This window comes from Vibrio sp. (assembly GCF_984391705.1).
In genome coordinates, this window is sequence record NZ_CFHWOM010000020.1 from 41367 (window position 1) to 59157 (window position 17791).

16 protein-coding genes are annotated in these 17791 nt (G+C 43.8%); 7 read left to right on the forward strand and 9 right to left on the reverse strand.

Going from position 1 to position 17791, the window contains the following annotated elements:
* Window positions 1–13: 13 nt before the first annotated feature.
* A complete protein-coding gene (locus AC4MRV_RS12295; RefSeq protein WP_491187628.1) occupies window positions 14–838 on the reverse strand; it encodes a DUF2797 domain-containing protein in 825 nt (274 codons plus the stop codon).
* Window positions 839–1115: 277 nt separating this feature from the next.
* On the opposite strand from AC4MRV_RS12295, the gene AC4MRV_RS12300 reads away from it, so the two are divergent.
* Window positions 1116–2417 (forward strand): GGDEF domain-containing protein, encoded by a 1302-nt coding sequence (locus AC4MRV_RS12300; protein WP_491187629.1) that lies wholly within the window; start codon window positions 1116–1118, stop codon window positions 2415–2417.
* Here the strand turns inward: AC4MRV_RS12300 and AC4MRV_RS12305 are convergent.
* Genes AC4MRV_RS12305 through AC4MRV_RS12315 form a run of 3 tightly spaced genes read right to left on the reverse strand, consistent with a single transcriptional unit; the run spans window position 2407 to window position 5222 of the window.
* Window positions 2407–3192, reverse strand: coding sequence for a SanA/YdcF family protein (locus AC4MRV_RS12305; RefSeq protein WP_491187630.1), 786 nt, complete (start codon window positions 3190–3192; stop codon window positions 2407–2409). The genes AC4MRV_RS12300 and AC4MRV_RS12305 overlap by 11 nt on opposite strands.
* Entirely contained in the window at window positions 3165–3494 is a 330-nt protein-coding gene (locus AC4MRV_RS12310) for a DUF3392 domain-containing protein (RefSeq protein WP_491187631.1), read from the reverse strand. Before AC4MRV_RS12310 ends, AC4MRV_RS12305 begins: the two co-directional genes overlap by 28 nt.
* A gap of 39 nt (window positions 3495–3533) precedes the next feature.
* A complete protein-coding gene (locus AC4MRV_RS12315; protein ID WP_491187632.1) occupies window positions 3534–5222 on the reverse strand; it encodes an NAD-dependent malic enzyme in 1689 nt (562 codons plus the stop codon).
* Window positions 5223–5377: 155 nt separating this feature from the next.
* Here AC4MRV_RS12315 and AC4MRV_RS12320 point away from each other — a divergent pair, with 155 nt between their 5' ends.
* The 3 genes from AC4MRV_RS12320 (at window position 5378) to AC4MRV_RS12330 (ending at window position 9108) form a co-directional block, all read left to right on the forward strand.
* Window positions 5378–7723, forward strand: coding sequence for a DEAD/DEAH box helicase (locus AC4MRV_RS12320; protein WP_491187633.1), 2346 nt, complete (start codon window positions 5378–5380; stop codon window positions 7721–7723).
* Window positions 7724–7930: 207 nt separating this feature from the next.
* The gene (locus tag AC4MRV_RS12325; protein ID WP_491187643.1) at window positions 7931–8308 is read left to right on the forward strand and encodes a transporter; all 378 of its coding nucleotides are present in this window, start codon (window positions 7931–7933) and stop codon (window positions 8306–8308) included.
* 164 nt (window positions 8309–8472) lie between these two features.
* Entirely contained in the window at window positions 8473–9108 is a 636-nt protein-coding gene (locus AC4MRV_RS12330; RefSeq protein WP_491187634.1) for a porin family protein, read from the forward strand.
* Window positions 9109–9172: 64 nt separating this feature from the next.
* Here the strand turns inward: AC4MRV_RS12330 and AC4MRV_RS12335 are convergent, their stop codons facing one another.
* Window positions 9173–10363, reverse strand: a complete 1191-nt coding sequence (locus AC4MRV_RS12335) for an amino acid aminotransferase (protein ID WP_491187635.1) — start codon at window positions 10361–10363, stop codon at window positions 9173–9175.
* 338 nt (window positions 10364–10701) lie between these two features.
* On the opposite strand from AC4MRV_RS12335, the gene AC4MRV_RS12340 reads away from it, so the two are divergent.
* Window positions 10702–12201, forward strand: a complete 1500-nt coding sequence (locus AC4MRV_RS12340; RefSeq protein WP_491187636.1) for a vWA domain-containing protein — start codon at window positions 10702–10704, stop codon at window positions 12199–12201.
* A 52-nt stretch (window positions 12202–12253) separates the two neighbouring features.
* On the opposite strand, the gene AC4MRV_RS12345 is transcribed toward AC4MRV_RS12340, so the two are convergent.
* Together AC4MRV_RS12345 and AC4MRV_RS12350 are read right to left on the reverse strand one after the other, a co-directional pair.
* The gene (locus tag AC4MRV_RS12345) at window positions 12254–13744 is read right to left on the reverse strand and encodes an HD-GYP domain-containing protein (RefSeq protein WP_491187637.1); all 1491 of its coding nucleotides are present in this window, start codon (window positions 13742–13744) and stop codon (window positions 12254–12256) included.
* 228 nt (window positions 13745–13972) lie between these two features.
* Window positions 13973–14272, reverse strand: a complete 300-nt coding sequence (locus AC4MRV_RS12350; RefSeq protein ID WP_491187638.1) for a hypothetical protein — start codon at window positions 14270–14272, stop codon at window positions 13973–13975.
* Window positions 14273–14460: 188 nt separating this feature from the next.
* On the opposite strand from AC4MRV_RS12350, the gene AC4MRV_RS12355 reads away from it, so the two are divergent.
* Window positions 14461–15843 carry an aminotransferase-like domain-containing protein gene (locus AC4MRV_RS12355; protein ID WP_491187639.1) on the forward strand — a complete coding sequence of 461 codons (1383 nt, stop codon included), beginning with the start codon at window positions 14461–14463 and terminating at the stop codon, window positions 15841–15843.
* A 102-nt stretch (window positions 15844–15945) separates the two neighbouring features.
* Entirely contained in the window at window positions 15946–16158 is a 213-nt protein-coding gene (locus tag AC4MRV_RS12360; protein WP_491187640.1) for a hypothetical protein, read from the forward strand.
* 37 nt (window positions 16159–16195) lie between these two features.
* On the opposite strand, the gene AC4MRV_RS12365 is transcribed toward AC4MRV_RS12360, so the two are convergent.
* Together AC4MRV_RS12365 and asnS are read right to left on the reverse strand one after the other, a co-directional pair.
* A complete protein-coding gene (locus AC4MRV_RS12365; RefSeq protein ID WP_491187641.1) occupies window positions 16196–16435 on the reverse strand; it encodes a hypothetical protein in 240 nt (79 codons plus the stop codon).
* Between the two features lie 172 nt (window positions 16436–16607).
* Window positions 16608–17791, reverse strand: a 1184-nt coding sequence (gene asnS / locus AC4MRV_RS12370) for an asparagine--tRNA ligase (protein WP_491187642.1), incomplete at its 5' end; no start/stop codon positions are given.

Genomic DNA, 17791 nt, shown 5'->3' on the forward strand with positions numbered 1-17791 from the left:
TTTTATCTTTATCTTAGTTACTTACTTCGACTTCGTAAGAAGTGAACTTACGGATGTTAATCACCCCCGTATCAAAAATCATATATTGCCCCTTAATGCCTTGTAGTACGCCCGTCACTTCTGGGTTTTTATCGAAGTTGTGAGATACGATTTTAGTTGGATGTTGAGTTACTGGGTAACTGATAGGTGTGATCTCGTCATTCAAAATCTCGATGGCATCGTCTCCAAATTGAGCTCGGATCTCCGCTATTTTGTCAGTGACCAAAGGCAACAGTTCAGCAAATCTCTGTTCTAACGCCATTGGCTCACCATCTCCCTTAAGTAGAGTTCGCCAATTGGTTTTATCCGCAATATGTTTCGCTAACTCAACCTCGATCAAGCCTGAAATGTAACGTGTCTTCACTTTTAAAATAGGCAAGCCTTGAGTCGCGCCTTGGTCAATCCAGCGAGTAGGGATTTGAGTATGACGCGTAATGCCGACTTTCAAACTGGAAGTGTTTGATAGGTAGACGTAATGATCAACCATGCAGTTTTCTTCTCCCCACTGAGGCTCACGGCATGTACCTTGATCGTAGTGACACGTTTCTGGCTTCATGATGCACATATCGCAGCTTGCGAGCTTTTTCATGCAAACAAAGCAGTGCCCTTGAGAATAGCTCTTCTTGGTTTTCTTTCCACATGAGCAACAAAATATGTTGCCAGTATGAGTTAGGGTAATGGATTGCCCGATGAAAGGTTTCAAATCGACAAGCTCATCACCAACTGGAAGGCGGTAGTGAACTTCACCGTCTAAGGAAGCACGCATTTTTCTTAGCGTGCCTTTTGCGATTAAAGACATGACATTGCTCTTTTGTTTTTGTGTGGTTATGTCGCGTATTGTTATTTTTCGACGTTACTGAGTATATCAAAAATATTGAGCGGCGTTGTTATTCCAGTTTTCTATGTAGAACAGAGAAAGAGTCCGCCATTATCCTTACTTTAAAGGATGTTTTTTTAGGACTCACTTCAAGTTTTTATTGAATATGCATCAATAAAAAAGAGATAAAATGGAACTAAAGTTGTAGTATTGCCGGAATGGCGTTTTGTATATATAGAGTATTTGCTAGGAAACCGCGTTGAAGATCATCCATAAAATCATTTTTGTGTTGGTTGTCATTACCATATTAATTTTGCAGCTTTACTGGATGTACGGCAGCACCCTGGTCTATAAAGTGACTCCAAATAAGTTTGATTTTTTACCCACCAATGATCAGGTTGCTGGTGGACACAGTTCATCAGCAATATCCTTTGATGGCGATGCTGCTATTTTGAACTGTGAGTTAGTGAAGTCTCCGGATTACGCTTGGCCATACTGTGGCATTTCTATTGGTTTGACCGATAAAATATTTGAGGGTATGAACTTAGACCATTTTCATACGGTGAAAATGAACATCGATTTTGAACAAATTGATAGCACAAATAGCCCTAGAATGCGTTTCTACCTAAGAAACTTTAATGCGGCTTACTCTCAGCCAGACAACGAATATTCGCAGAAGTACAATGGGCTAGAATACACTCCAGGGTCAGGTGGCGGTTCCATTGATATTCCATTAAAAAACTTGCAGGTCATGACTTGGTGGCTCGCAGACAACAAGATCCCAATTCAACATTCGGCTCCCGAATTTACAAATGTAACCAAAGTAGAGCTAGCCACAGGTTCGGGTCATAATACTGGCCAATATCGAATGAAAATTCATAGCATTGAGCTAATAGGGAACTACGTATCTGCTGAGAGCTTAATGTTTGGGCTACTACTGTTTTGGGTTTCGCTGGCGTTGGTTTATAGCGTCGTCGAGATTCGTAGAAGCCATAAGATGATTCTGCATGCTCATTTTCGTCAAGATCATTTGCGCAGACTTAACAAAGAGCTTAAAGAGCAAAATATCCACTTTGCAGAACTCGCTAATCGAGATGCGCTAACAGGAGCCATGAACCGCCACTCCATAAGAGATTGGTTAGACTCTAACTATGAGAAGGATAACCCTAAAGGTAAGCAACTCTCCGCTCTCTATTTGGATATCGATCATTTTAAATCGGTTAATGACTTATATGGACACTCAATGGGCGACGACATTCTAAGAGAATTTACCATGGTTGTTCTGAGTACGCTCAGTGCAAGTGAACGATTGGTTCGTTGGGGTGGCGAAGAGTTTGTGGTGTTTTGCCCGGGCATAGATTTGCAGGAGGCAGAGCTCATCGCAGAGCGCATTCGCCATAAAGTGGAAGCCCATATCTGGATTCATGGTGACCCGCTAACGACCAGTATTGGTGTTGCTTCGCTTGGTGAAGAACGTACGAACGAGATGCTTACTAGAGCAGATGAAGCTTTGTACATAGCTAAACGCCAAGGACGCAATCGAGTGGTAGTTAGTCAATAGTTGGAGTGGCTGAGGAAAGTGACGTATCCGTATCGAGAGTCACTAACGTGTCATTTTCAATGCTGTTTAGGATAGGCTCTTTTGGACCTAAGAACTTGGGCTTAGTGTGGGTGATATATACATCAAGGAAAGCTTTCGCTCGCGCAAAAATCTCTCGAATACGAACCTTCATTCCAGAGTGTCTTGAAGGACCCGGTACAGCGAAACACTTTGCATTGATATCGTGTGAATTGGCGATAAACAGCGCACGTTCACAATGAAATTTTTGCGAAATAATCAGAAAATTGTCGGTATCAAAAATCTCTTTGGCTCTAACGATAGAATCTAAGGTGCGGAACCCCGCATAGTCTAGAAAGATCTTCTGTTCCGGAACTTCAGCCCTGAGTAAGTCTCGTTTCATCGTCCAAGGTTCATTATAGGAGCGGTGAGCGTTGTCTCCACTGAGTAGGAAGTGGTCGACTTTCTCATTGTTGTAGAGACTGATTGCGGCTTCAATCCGATTGGTATAATACTCATTAAGAATTTTGCCTAAATACTTACTTGTACCTAGTACCACCGCTACATCGAAATGTGAGACGTCTTGTTGGTTAGTGAATAGTTGATCTTTAGCTTGATAAGAGATCCAACGATCAATGACAAACAGTGCCGCACCAGTAAGCATGATAAGAATCAGTAGATACTTTAAAACCTTTAGCGAAAGCGCTAAATAGGTATGAGAATTGCGTTGGCGATGAAAGAGTCGTCTCACTAAATTTGTCGGTTCCGCTGTGCCCATGTTCCAATAACTATAAAACTGACAACTACAATAGAAAACATGATGCCAGCATCCAAATTAGCTAATGTCCGAGCTAGGTAAGGTGTTGCTTTTACAATGATTAAGCCGTAACCAAATGCGTTAATCAAGATGAAAACCACAGTTCTGAGGACAAAGTTGTAATTTCTTAGCGCTCGCCTAACCACGCGGTTAATTTCCCCTCCAGCCATAACTAAAAAGCAGGCGATCAGGGCAGTTGAAAGTTCGGTTAAATATGGGGTTATGTATTTGCCAGCTGGCGAAAGGAATTCAAATATCATCATAACGAATACAGCCCCTAAAAAGGGGCTGCTTAAATTAGTTTAGAACGCTGTGCGTTTGTAACGGCGATAAACTGGTTGCCAAAAACTACCATCGATGGCTTCTTCTAGCGCTTCGTCAGTAATCTCTAGGGCAACACCTTGCTCAATGGCTTTTTTCGCCACGGCAAATGCAATTTTCTTTGAGACAGAGTGAATTGCTTCCAGAGGCGGCAATAGTGCACCTTGGCCGTTAATTGCAAGTGGCGAACAAGTCGCGAGTGCGCGGCTTGATTCCATTAACATTTCATCAGTAACTCGCTTAGCTTGAACTGCCAGTACACCTAGACCAATACCAGGGAAAATGTAGCTGTTGTTACATTGAGCGATAGGGTATGTCTTACCGTCATGAACGACAGGATCAAACGGGCTACCTGTTGCAACAAGTGCTTCACCGTTTGTCCAACGAATAATGTCGTTTGGCGTTGCTTCCACGCGGCTAGTCGGGTTTGAAAGAGGGAATACGATCGGACGAGGGCAGTGTTTATGCATCTCTTTGATCACTTCTTCACTGAATAAGCCCGGAGCACCCGATACGCCCACTAATACAGTAGGTTTCGCATTGCGCATTACATCAAGTAGCGAGTAGCCATTGCTCTCGGATTCCCAGTCGGCTGTTTGGCTATGCTTTTGCACCAAACGCTGTTGGAAGTCGAGTAAGTTAGGCATACCTTCTTGTAGCAACCCCCAACGGTCAACCATGAATACTTGAGAGCGAGCTTGCTCGTCAGAAATACCCTCTGAAACCATTTGAGCGATGATCGCTTCAGCGATACCACAACCCGCAGAACCAGCTCCTAGGAAGGTTACACGTTGCTCTGAAAGTTTGCTGCCCGCTGCCTGACATGCCGCAAGAAGTGAACCAACGGTAACGGCTGCTGTACCTTGAATGTCATCGTTGAAACAACATACTCGGTCTTTGTAACGCTCAAGTAGAGGCATCGCGTTCTTCTGAGCGAAATCCTCGAACTGGATTAGCGCATCAGGCCAACGGCGTTGAACCGCTTGCATGAATTCTTCAACGAACGCATCGTACTCAGCGCCAGTAATACGCGGGTGGCGCCAGCCCATGTACATTGGGTCAGCAAGACGTTGGGGGTTGTTTGTACCGACATCAAGTACGATAGGTAGCGTGTAAGCTGGGCTGATGCCGCCACAAGCGGTGTACAGAGCAAGCTTACCAATTGGAATGCCCATACCACCGATACCTTGGTCACCCAGACCAAGAATACGCTCACCATCGGTTACAACGATGACTTTTACGTTGTGGTTTGATGCATTGTTAAGAATGTCATCAATGCGATCACGGTTAGCGTAAGAAACGAATAGGCCACGTCCACGTCGGTAGATGTTAGAGAAGTTCTCACAGGCGGCACCTACTGTTGGCGTGTAGATGATAGGCATCATTTCTGAGATGTGGTTTTGAACCAGACGGTAGAAAAGCGTTTCGTTGGTGTCTTGGATGTTGCGTAAGTAGATATGCTTGTCCATATCGCTTTCGAAATTGCAATATTGTTGGTAAGCACGCTCTACTTGCTCTTGAATGGTTTCCGTGTTTTCTGGCAACAGGCCTTCAAGGTTAAAAGACTTTCTCTCTTGTGCGGTAAATGCACTGCCTTTGTTGAGCAACGGCGTACTTAGCAGCGCGGGACCAGCATAAGGAATATATAAAGGGCGTTTATCGTTATTCATCACTTGCCTTAAATAGGGTGTAGGGCCAATAGACCAATTGGAAACAGGACATGAAAATGATAGGGATTCAATGCTGTGTTGTAAACTGATAATCCTGCAAAGTAGCCCAGTTTCAAGATATACTTCACGGCCCAGCCGTTAACTAGATACAAACGATGAACGACCTGCCAATTAACGCCATTAAAACCACGTTTTTACACCAGATTCAGACTCATGATCTTATTGTTGAAGCTGAAACTGGTTCGGGAAAATCCACCTGTTTACCCGTTTGGGCGGCAGAGTCTGGGAGAGTGTTAGTTGTTGAACCAAGACGTATTGCTTGCACCTCGCTCGCTCAGTTTATAGCAGAGCAAAAAAATGAGCCGCTTGGTTGTTCTGTGGGGTACGCAATTAAGCTAGAAAATTGCTGTGATGAGAATACTCAAATTGTATTCGTCACACCAGGGGTAGCGTTACGCTGGTACGCTGAAAATCGGCTAAATGATTTTTCCACTATTATAGTCGATGAGTTTCATGAAAGGCGTTGGGATACGGATCTGCTGGTTGCTCTGCTCACAAAAGAAAAAACGAAACGTTTGGTGGTCACTTCCGCAACTATTGAAGGCAACAAGTTAGCAACCTACATTGGGGCGGAACGTCTATATGCAGAAGGTCGCAATTACCATGTTTCTATTGGTCACCGAGCTACTGACTCTCGTCAACTGCCTGACGGGCGTAATCTAGAAAAAAGAGTAAAGGCTGAAGTTGAAGCTTTGCTCGATGTAGAAGGCGATATCTTGGTATTTCTACCTGGCCGTAAGGAGATCACTCAATGTCAATCGGAGCTCAAGTCGATTGAAAACATTATAGTGACTCCATTACATGCGTCAGTGACTGATGAGCAGCGTCAACGTGCATTAAATCAACAACCCATTAAAAAAGTGGTCTTAGCTACCAATGTTGCTGAAACTTCGCTTACGATTCCAAACATTGTCGCTGTGATCGATTCTGGACTTGAGCGCCGTACTGAACAGCGAAATGGGCGCACAGCTTTAAGCTTAAAGCATATTTCTAAAGCCAGTGCGAAGCAGCGAAGTGGTCGAGCTGGCCGAGTTATGGATGGTATTTGCATCCGTTTGTATGGTGAACATGCTGCATTAGTCGAAGTGACACCACCAGAACTGCACCGTGAAACACTAACAGAGGCAATGTTAGCTTCAGCAAGTTGCGGTTATGCGATTAGCGAGCTTAAGTTCCTCGAACCGCTGCCCGAAAAGTCGTTTAACCAAGCGACCAATATACTTCGTGCTATGAACGCTATTGATGAGCAAGGCTTAGCGACAGAGCATGGACGTACTATTTACACGCTGCCAATTGATGCTCTCTATGCGGATTTAGTAAGCCGCATGCCAACGAAGCCGCTTAAAGAAGCCATGGTTGATCTTACTGCCGTATTAGCGACTCCAGCTAGCCTATATCGATTGTCTTCAAACGAAGAGTTATTAGAGAAGTTAAGCATAGAAGAGCCGCTGGGCTGTGATGGTCAACTGGCGATCCGACTGATTCGTGGAGATGTTGTTTCCGGAGTGACTGTTGACAGCGAAGTCATCAAAGAGGCGCGAGGCTTGTCTAATCAGATGAGAGAGGCATTTGAGTTACCGCAATTGTCTGTGGCTTCACGCTATGAGCACCGGTTGTTAGTTGAAGCCATTGCTAGTTTACATCCGGAGTTACTGTTTGTTCGGAGAGAGAAACGTCAAGAAGCGATGTCTAATGGGCATTTTGAGGTGGTGCTAGGGCGAAACTCAAGACTTAAGAATCAAGCACAAGCTGCGATCATATTAGACACACATAGTCTCCCGGGGAGAGGGGTTAAGCAGACGTTAAACCTCGCGACTGTCACCATGCCAGCTGATCTAACCATCATTGATAATCTGGGATTAGGGGATTGGCAGCAAGGGGATGTCGTGAATGTTGATGAACAGCCAATGCTCAATTTAGAGCTCAACTATGCTGGGCGCGTTGTCGCGACCCGTTTAGAGCCTGCGCAGGGTGAGTTTGCGATTAAACCTCTGTTAGAAGCCGTTATGCGGGGAGAGATGTTGCCTGGCTTCGCAGCAGAAATGAATAGGCAGATAGAACATTGGAAGTTGTATATTGCTTTGGGGCTTGCTGAGCAAGATCATAATACTGAGTCCCTCACTTTTGAAAGTTGGTTCAGTGAACAGTTAGAAATGTTGGAACTTAGTGAAGTTTCAGAGCTAGAGCTATTTGGGCCGGAGGACTTCGAGTTTTCAGGAATACCTTATTGGGAGTATGATGACTTCTCTCAAACCTACCCGTTTGAGCTTCAATTAGGTGACTTAAATCTAAATGTAGAATACCACGCCAAGAAGAAGCTGATTTATGTCGTCTATAAAAACGGTCTTCGCAAAGGAGATCCTAAACGGTGGGAACTTCCTAAATGGCAAGGTTGGCGTGTGCAGTACAAAAAAGCCAGCCGTATTGTAGATGTACGCTAAACGTTTGAAATTATTTGATGACCAAAATATTAAGCAACCGATTTCTTATTTATTCAGGTTGTTCACATGTTGTTACAGGATTGGTTTTTATATAGCTTTTTCAAACGGAGAAGGGGTATAAAAGACTATTGTTTTATATCCTATTGCTATATCCAGCCTGATGGTGGATATTTGGAACACTGTGTTGCCGTTATTACGGGGGATGATATGGAGCATCAAGGCAAGACAAGTGTCGTGTTTGACTATACTTCTTTTCTCGGAGCCTCGTGTAGTAAGAGATGGACTTTCTTAGAAGCGATGAGCACTTTTGCGCCAATCTTTAGCTTGGCTTGGAAGAATACGATTAAAGATTCAGTATCGGTTGAAGACCGCTTGTGGGAACAAGCGTTAAAGTCACTGTCAGCGAGTCGAAGTGATGAGGTTAATATTGTCACATTGGTTCAGTTAGCGAAAAGTGAAGGCATAGAAGAAATCAAACTAGTGATGCCTTACGAGTTAGATAACGATCAACTAGAGCGCATGAGTAACCGATCTCATGCAAACATCGAGCGATTACAGCAAGATGAGTTTATGATTACTCTATAAGGCCTCAGCAGAGGCCTTTCTCTTTTAAGGGGGTTTCTAACTCAAGCATTAACAAAATTCTTTGCGTCAGGACACCCATAAGTCTTTAAAACAACGCTATATTATAGTTATAAGCACAACAGTTATCTTCACTGTCGTCGTAAGAGCGAATAGCAGAGGTAAGCATGGACGCAAAAAATTATAAATGGCTAGCTCCCTTCATTTTGACCTTTTCAATTAACACTTATGCTGACGAAGCTTCAGACTATCAGTCGATGGATTATGAATACCTTTACGCTGAAGTGAGTGCAGGCTCGTTGGACGAGTACATAGGCGTTAATAGTGATGTATCTTCGTTTGTGCTTGGCGGTCACTATCAGGTGATGGATGATTTGTTTGTGACGCTTGAGTATGAAGCGCGATACATCCATCCAGATGAGACAACGACAGAAATCTATACTTTGCTTCCTGGTGCGTTCTACCGTTATGAGGTTGTTGAAGGGTTAGACTTTCTTGCTGGTATGAAAACAGGCCTACTTTGGGCACATCAAACCAATAATGAAACGGACAAATCGATATCCAAAGACAACCGATTTATGATTACAGGCAGCGCTGCGTTGCGCTATAACATTTCTGAAAACTGGGATGTTGAAGGTTCTGCAGAGATTCGACGAAGTGACGTTTTGGACGAAGAAGTTTATATCTTGCGAGGGGATTACTTCCTCACAGCTAGAATATCGCTCGGCGGTTTTTACAAGCATAGACATAAAGATACAGCGACAACAAACGAAGGCGGGTTGTCGATGAGGTTTTATTATTAGGCTTTTCGGCCGAGAAAAGAAAAAGCCAGCTTACCGCTGGCTTTTACGTATCTTTAGGTTCGGATTATAGTACCGCAGCGATCCCTTTACACAGTGGCAGCATGTTTGCTTTCGTCATACCTGCTACGCTGATGCGACCAGAACCGACGATGTAAATACCAAACTCTTCTTTCAGGCGGTTTACTTGCTCTTTGCTTAAACCCGAGAAAGAGAACATACCGTTTTGACGTTCGATGAAGCTAAAGTCAGCATCAACACCTTGCTCTTTCAACGTGCTAACAAATAATTCGCGCATCTCTTGGATACGGTCACGCATTTCCGCGACTTCTGCTTCCCACTCTGCGCGCAGTTCAGCGTTATTCAGAATGTGAGTCACGACAGCACTACCGTGAGCTGGTGGGTTCGAGTAAATAGAACGGATGATAGCTTTTACTTGAGAGAACGCAGTGCTGGCAACTTCTTCAGATTCAGCAACAAGTGTGAATGCGCCTACACGCTCATTATATAGGCCGAAGTTTTTCGAGAATGAACTCGCGACTAGAATCTCTTTGTTGTATTGAGCAAAGATGCGTAGACCTTGAGCGTCTTCTTCAACACCTTTCGCAAAACCTTGGTATGCAAAATCAAACAGTGGAAGTAACTTTTTGTCTGCCACTAGCTTAGCTAGCACTTCCCACTCTTCTGCTGTTGGATCGATACCCGTAGGGTTGTGGCAACAGCCGTGCAGAAGAACAATATCACCTTCGGATGCTTTTTCTAGATCCGCAACCATAGAAGCGAAGTCTTTGTCTTTTGTTTCTGCGTTGTAGTAGCTGTACTGGGCAGTTTCGATACCTGCGGCAGTAAATACGCCGTTATGGTTTGCCCATGTAGGGTTACTGATCCAAATCTTTGCGTCGCCTAGCTGGCGTTTAATAAATTCACCAGCAACACGAAGTGCACCAGTACCACCTGGAGCTTGCGCTGTTTTTGCTGACTTGCTTGCAACGATGTCTGAATCTGCCCCAAACAGAAGCTTCTGAACAGCTAGAGCGTATTCTGCTGTGCCTTCGATCGTTAAGTAAGACTTAGTTTTTTCCGTTTCAATTAAAGCAGCTTCAGCTTTTTTAACGGTTGCAAGAACAGGCGTTTCACCTTGCTCATTTTTGTAAATACCAACGCCAAGGTTGATTTTCTCTGCACGAGCGTCTTTTTTAAACTCTTCAGTAAGGCCAAGAATAGGATCAGCTGGAGCAGCAACTACTTTTTCAAACATTTTGATCATCCGTGTTAGTCGAAGTGGGTATACCGCTATTTATACCTTTCTCCCTACTTAGGTACAACCGTTAATGAGTACGAAAGTAAACAAAATTTCTATTTGGGTGCGATTTTAATTGAACTCACTATTTCTATGAGTTTTTTGTCATGTACATGCGTTGAATCAAGCATAGGGTTTTCATTTATCTTTCTATGTTGATGATTTTGTCACCGCTCATAAACGGATTGTAAGCGATGAAACCCATGCAATTTCTCAATGTTAAGCCGTATTACCATTCTTCATATGTGAGGAATTTAATAATCTAGCTGTCGAAACAACCATAAAGGAGAGACAGGGTGTTTAGAAATACATTAGTGGTTTTGTCATCGGCACTTGCGATTACTGCATGTGGAGGCGGTAGCAGTGGCGGCAGTGATAGCGGCTCAGTTAATGAAAACTCAGGGTCAACAGATCAAGTTTCAACTTACTCTGGCTCACTTGTAATTCCCGAAGGGCTCAATGCAAGAAGTGCGCGAGCTATAACGCGTGATACGTTTATAGCCTATAGCGCTGACTGTCCTAACGTACCGGATGGTTATCAGCCTATGGCCAATGCGACCGTTAGTATGGAAGATGCCGATGGCAATCAAATCGGTGAGGCAACGACTAGTGACGCTTGTGGTGTATTTACACTACAGATAGACATAGATGAAGAGGTCAATGAAAGTTCGGTAATCAGTGCAAACCTTGATGGCTTTAAAGAGCTAAAAGCTCACGCTGAAAACTTTGAACAAAGTGATACCGATAACGTAACAGATGTGGTCGCCTCAACGATACCTGCATCGGCGACATACGCTATTAGTGCGATCCAAAAAGCAAGCGGTGATGAGTTAATGTTCTCTGTAACAGATACGGTCACTAATAATGCCGTTATACAGTTAACCAAATCAGCATTTACGGTGAGCGTAAATGATCAACCGTTGACGATTTCTTCACTAAATTCATCTGACCAATTAGGTGTGGCAAGTAGTAATGTTATTGCATTGGATGGCAGTGGCTCAATGTATTCTTCAGTAACTGACGAGAATGGTGACGCTGTGACTGATGCTAATGGTAATACATATTCATTGCATCGCTTGACGGCTTTAGCTGCGCATCAGTTTGTTTCAGAAAAAAGCGATTTTGATGAAATTGGTATAATGGCATTCGACCATGATGTGGAGCTTATCAACAATACAGTGTTGGCTGATTACTCGTTTTCGGACATTGATGGCGATAACGTAGTCTTCGATTACTCAGACGAGAGTTTTGTGAGTGATAAAAGTAAATTGCACTTTGCCGTTGATTTTTACAACCCTGAGTCTCACATGTGGATGGGAAGCCAAGTGGATGCAAGTCATGCCTCTCGCACTGATGGAATCAATAGTACAAATAGTTATTATCGCTGGGGTGGCGGTACTGAGCTTGAAGGCGCAATTGGTGATTCTTTAGCTGCACTTCTATTACGTAATAATGCCATCAAACGAGTATTTGTGATGACTGATGGTAACAGTACGTTCAGAGATAGAGCTGGTTTGATTGATACAGCTGTCGCTAATTCTATTCCTGTCCACTCAGTTGCCGTTGGCGCAGGAGCAAATGAAATCGACCTTAAGGAAGTCTCTGAGCAAACAGGCGGTGCATACTATAAAATTGTTGATGAACAAAACTTGGTTGGGATCTACTCTTCATTGCAAACAACCATTAAGTATGCGTATTTAGCGCAGATAAGTACTCCGCTTCAGGCTGGCGATGTAGTGAAACTCAGCTTAGAAGTTAATGGTGAAACTGTTGAGCGTACTATCACGATTCAATAGAACCAAAAAGCGCCTGATACATCAGGCGCTCTTCAACTCTTGTAGGCTACGCCTAAGAAACTTTATTCAATTCCATTTCGTTCTCTTTTCGTTCCATATCCCGATATTTGTCAGCGATAGCGACAAACTCATGTTCAATAGCTAAGAAGGCGTCTACCAGTTCAGGATCAAAGTGACTACCATTCCCTTCTAAAATGATCGCTTTTGCTTTCTCATGACTAAAGGCTTTTTTGTAAACGCGCTCTGAAATGAGAGCATCGTATACATCAGCAATCGCCATCAAACGGCCCGATAAAGGAATATCCTGGCCGCTCAGTTGATTTGGGTACCCTGAGCCGTCCCATTTCTCATGGTGGGTTAACGAAATCTCTTTTGCCAACTGAAGGAAGCTATTGCTGCCTAACTGTTTCTCTGCCATTGAGAGAGCTTGTGCCCCAATTTCTGGATGGCCTTTCATTATTTCAAACTCTTCATCAGTCAACTTCCCGGGTTTTAGCAGAATACTGTCAGGGATACCGACTTTACCGACATCATGGAGAGGAGCCGACTTATAGAGTAACTCAATGTAGCTCGGTGTCAGCAATGCCTTATGTTGCCCAAATTGACTTAGGTAGTTTGCTAGCGCGCGAATATACTCTTGAGTACGCAAGATATGCGCGCCAGTTTCATTGTCTCTAGATTCAGCTAGTGCAGACAAGCTGATGATGGCGACGTCACGAGTGGTTTTTACCTCTTCTTGGCTTGATTGTAAGCTGTCGAGCATTTCATTGGTTAGAGACGCCATTGAACCAAGTTCATTATATTCAAAGATTGGTAGGCGAGTATCGGTTTTGCCCTTGGTTACTTCAACTAATGAACACTCTTGAGCAAGTAATATCTTCTTCATCAGTTTTGACCATAGGACCATAATCGTTATTGCATACGCACCGAGTACTACGGAAATATAGATAAACTCCTTAATGACGCTTATTTTTCCTGTACCATCCAGTACACGCTCTGGATTATGCTCGAGCCAGAAGATATCTTTCACGGCGATCATCGCTAACATTGTTGTTAACGTAATTAGCAGCAAGCTAACCATCATGATCATCTGCTTAACTAATGATTGTCTTTCTCCATTGAGCGTGAAGCTATAATTCTGGTCGCCGGATATTTGCTCAAACTGATTGAGTTTAGCGACTAACTGAAGAATAAGACCGGTGAAAAAACCGAAGAGAGTGAGTCCAAATAGTACTTTTAGATTGCTATCTAAGGTGAAGTCATACTGTAGGTTGTAAAAAATAGCCAGGGGGATGCTTCCAAAGAAAAACAGAGTGGCGTCAAGGCGAGCCAGGCGATTTTCGTGGACGAGAGAATGTTCTTTAAGCAGGAAATGTCTGAATAGGAAGATACCCAAAAAAGTGATGGCGACGTGAAGTAAGATCTCACTCGCGGTCAGGGTTTCAAGCATAGGGCATACACGGCCACCGTATGTACCAAAAATAAGTGCGGCTATCACGTACAATTTAACTGTGAGAGACACGTTATAATTAGAGTTCACCATTTTCTAGCCCTTAGGTTATCGCTATCCCTTTGTGATAATTCTAGACATCCATAGTCGTTATCAATAAAAAAGACCCGGAATCATATCGGTAAATTTCGAAAATTAATACATTTTTACAACATTAGCATTAGTGTGGGAATACAACTAAAGATAGTGTAGGGCAGAACGGTGAGGTTGAATGCGTAAATGTTGCGTGCGCGGAGGCACGCAACAGAGGTAAATGGCTGGTTATTTCTTAAGATTGATTTCTGATTCGCGCGCTTGAGTTTCAATATCAGGATTTGAACTTAGCTTACTTTTAGCCCATTCGTTTAGGTGAGATAGAATCGCTTTCACCGCGTGTTGCTCAGTTGGCTTTTCACCTTCCGTCAACTCAATATCTTGACGAGGGTGAGAACCAGTCGCGTCTTCGGCGATGTGCAGCCAATCTGGGTGCCAGTAGTAAGGTTGGCCAGATGGAGATGTCCAACTGTGAACACCATTACTTTCGCCTTTGTATTCGATATGAGTTTCGTTGTATTTAGTCATTATAATTATCCATTTAGTAAGGTTATTCAGTTCACTAAAGAGTGATAAATGTAACAAAGCATTAAATAATTAATGTGACCAATCTCAACAAACGGAGTCCGCTATAACGAATGAATGGAAGATTCGTGCTCTAGCACTGACTTTGATTCCGATTGTGGTATGTTTGCCTGCATTGATGAGAGGGAAGTATGAATCGCTATCAAGAGTTGGCCGACGATATTAAGCAACAAATCATGAGTAACACTTGGCGTGCTGGAGAAAAAATTCCATCAGTGCGCAAGGCAAGCCAAAACTATTCAGTGAGTGCGGCGACGGTTCTACAAGCCTATCAACTACTTGAATCAGAGGGCTGGTTGATTGCTAAGCCACAATCTGGATACTTTGTCACCTCACAAATGGAGCGAGTTGACGTCGGTGAGTCGCCTAGTATCCGACCTGCGTATAATGATGAACTGTATGAGTTTTTGCAGACCAACATTCACTCTACTGTCGCACTAGGGTCGGCACTTCCTGCTCCTGACTTGTATCCCTTCGCTACGTTAACACGGCATCTAGCAAGTGCAGGGCGTAAGATGTCGTCACAGTCCATTATTCAAGACATGCCACCAGGCAATGAAGATCTCAGGCGTATAATCGCGCAGCGTTACCTCAATCAAGGTGTCAACATTTCGGCAGACGATATAGTAGTGACTGCAGGGGCAATGGAAGGGCTAAACTTAAGCTTGCAAGTCTCGACGCGTCCAGGTGACAAGGTTGTTATAGAGTCCCCCTCTTTTTATGGCGCTCTACAAGCTGCCAAACGACACCACTTATCTGTCTTGCCAGTACCCATGGGGACTGAAGGTGGAATTGATATGGCTGCGCTGGAAAAAGCTTTCCAACAGGGGGCGAAATCAAGTTGGTTAATGCCTAACTTCCAGAACCCGACAGGGGTTACGTTAAGTGATCACGTTAAGCAGCGCATTGTCGAGTTAGCGAACCAATATGATGTGATTCTGATTGAAGATGATGTCTATTCTGAACTCTATTTTGGTGATCAAAAACCGAAACCATTGAAATTTTGGGATACGCAAGATCGAGTTTTGACATGTGGCTCGTTCTCCAAATCTCTATGCCCTGGATATAGGATTGGCTGGGTGGTTAGCCGCCAATTTGGTAAGCAAATACAAAAGCAGCAGCTGATTTCAACGTTGTCGGGTAGCTCTCCAGTACAACAAGGTGTGGCTCATTATCTTCAGTATGAAAGCTACGATAACCATCTGCGTAAACTTCGGCGACTCATGCAGGAAAGGCAAAATGATTACGTGGAGTATATTCATCACAACTTCCCTGAATGTTGCCGCGTTCACACACCTGAAGGTGGCTATTTTCTGTGGTTAGAGCTGGGCAGAGATCTAGATAGTTACGAGCTGTATCAAGAACTAAAACAAGAAGGCATTTCAATTGGATATGGAAGATTGTTTAGCTCGCAGCAACAGTATCAGAACTGTATAAGATTAAATGCCTCATTTGAATTTGAGAGCAATATCAAAGCGGCATTAGATAGAGTCGCGCAAAAAGTGAGAGTTTAAGAAACGGCAAAGACTGTTTGGCTGTTTATCGTAGAAACTGTACTGCTATGGTTTCGCTTTTCCATGTTTCAATATCTGCGTTCTGACGAGATGAGGTTGAGCATGGAAAAGCAAAGTACAAAGCATGAATTTCGTTTAATTGGCATTGCCATTGTGTGCGCGGGGCTGTTGGTATTTGGCCATCTGATTTTGGCTAAATCATTTGCCGAGTCGGCATGGACTGAGTATACCGCAGCGGCAATTCCTTTCGTTATGCTGGGCTTGTGTTGGTTAAGCATACGTTACGCAACCAAAGCAGATGGAAATAGCCATTAAGTCTTAAAAATTCAGCCTCGATAGAGGCTGAAGATCGTTATTGACCATGTTTGTCATTGAGATGGTCGATGATTGCTTGTTTAGCGTGCTCTTCACTTGGCGTCTCACCGCTTTCTATATCAAGTGGCTTTTTGCCATGCATCCCTGTGATGTCTTCTGCGATATGTAACCAATCAGGATGCCAGTAATAGGGTTGACTACCTTGCGGGTGATCCCAGCTATGTACGCCTTCTTCAACACCGTTATATGAAAGATCTTCGATTTTGAATAGTTTCATTTTTTATCTCTCTATTATCTTGAAGATACCTTTACATTAGCTCGTTTGTTGCTGATTTTCTAATATCAAACTTGATAAGTAAGTGTGCAAAACGCGTTGTTAATGTGCCGTGCTGAAGACATAAAAAAACCTCCGACAATGCGGAGGTTTTTACATTCAAATCGAGAAGCGATTAGAAGTTTGCAGAGCGTGGCGTACGTGGGAACGGGATCACGTCACGAACGTTGCCCATGCCAGTAACGTAAGATACTAGACGCTCAAAGCCAAGACCGAAGCCTGCGTGTGGCACTGTGCCGTATTTACGTAGATCGCGGTACCAGTTCATGTGCTCTGGATCGATACCGACTTCACGCATACGCTCGTCAAGAATATCCAGACGCTCTTCACGCTGAGAACCACCGATGATCTCACCGATACCCGGAGCTAGTACGTCCATTGCAGCTACCGTCTTACCATCATCGTTAGCACGCATGTAGAATGCTTTGATGTCTTTCGGGTAGTTCTTCACGATTACAGGTGCTTTGAAGTGCTCTTCAGCTAGGAAACGCTCGTGCTCAGAAGACATATCGATACCCCATTCAACAGGGAACTCGAACTCACGACCAGAATCTAGCAAGATTTGGATTGCGTCAGTGTAGTCAACTTGAGCGAAGTCAGAAGAAACGAACTGCTCTAGACGAGTAATTGCTTGTTTGTCGATACGCTGAGCGAAGAACTCAAGGTCATCACGACACTCTTCGAGTACCGCTTTGAATACGAACTTAAGCATATCTTCAGATAGCTTAGCGATATCTTCTAGGTCAGCAAATGCAACTTCAGGCTCAACCATCCAGAACTCAGCTAGGTGGCGGCTTGTGTTTGAGTTTTCAGCACGGAACGTAGGACCGAACGTGTAAACTTTGCTTAGTGCACAAGCGTAAGCTTCTGCGTTTAGCTGACCTGATACCGTTAGGAATGTCTCTTTACCGAAGAAATCTTCGTTGTAATCAACATCGCCTTTCTCTGTGCGAGGTAGGTTTTCCATGTCTAGCGTAGAAACGCGGAACATCTCACCAGCACCTTCTGCATCAGAAGCTGTGATCAGTGGAGCAGATACCCAGAAGAAACCTTGCTCGTGGTAGAAGCGGTGAATTGCTTGAGATAGGCAGTTACGAACACGCGCAACAGCACCGATTACGTTAGTACGTGGACGTAGGTGCGCTACTTCACGAAGGTACTCGATAGAGTGACGAGTCTTCGCCATTGGGTAAGTTTCTGCGTCTTCAACCCAACCAACAACTTTAACGTCAGTTGCAGCAAGTTCGAAGTCTTGACCTTTCGCAGGAGACTCAACAATCTTACCAGTTACTTCAACAG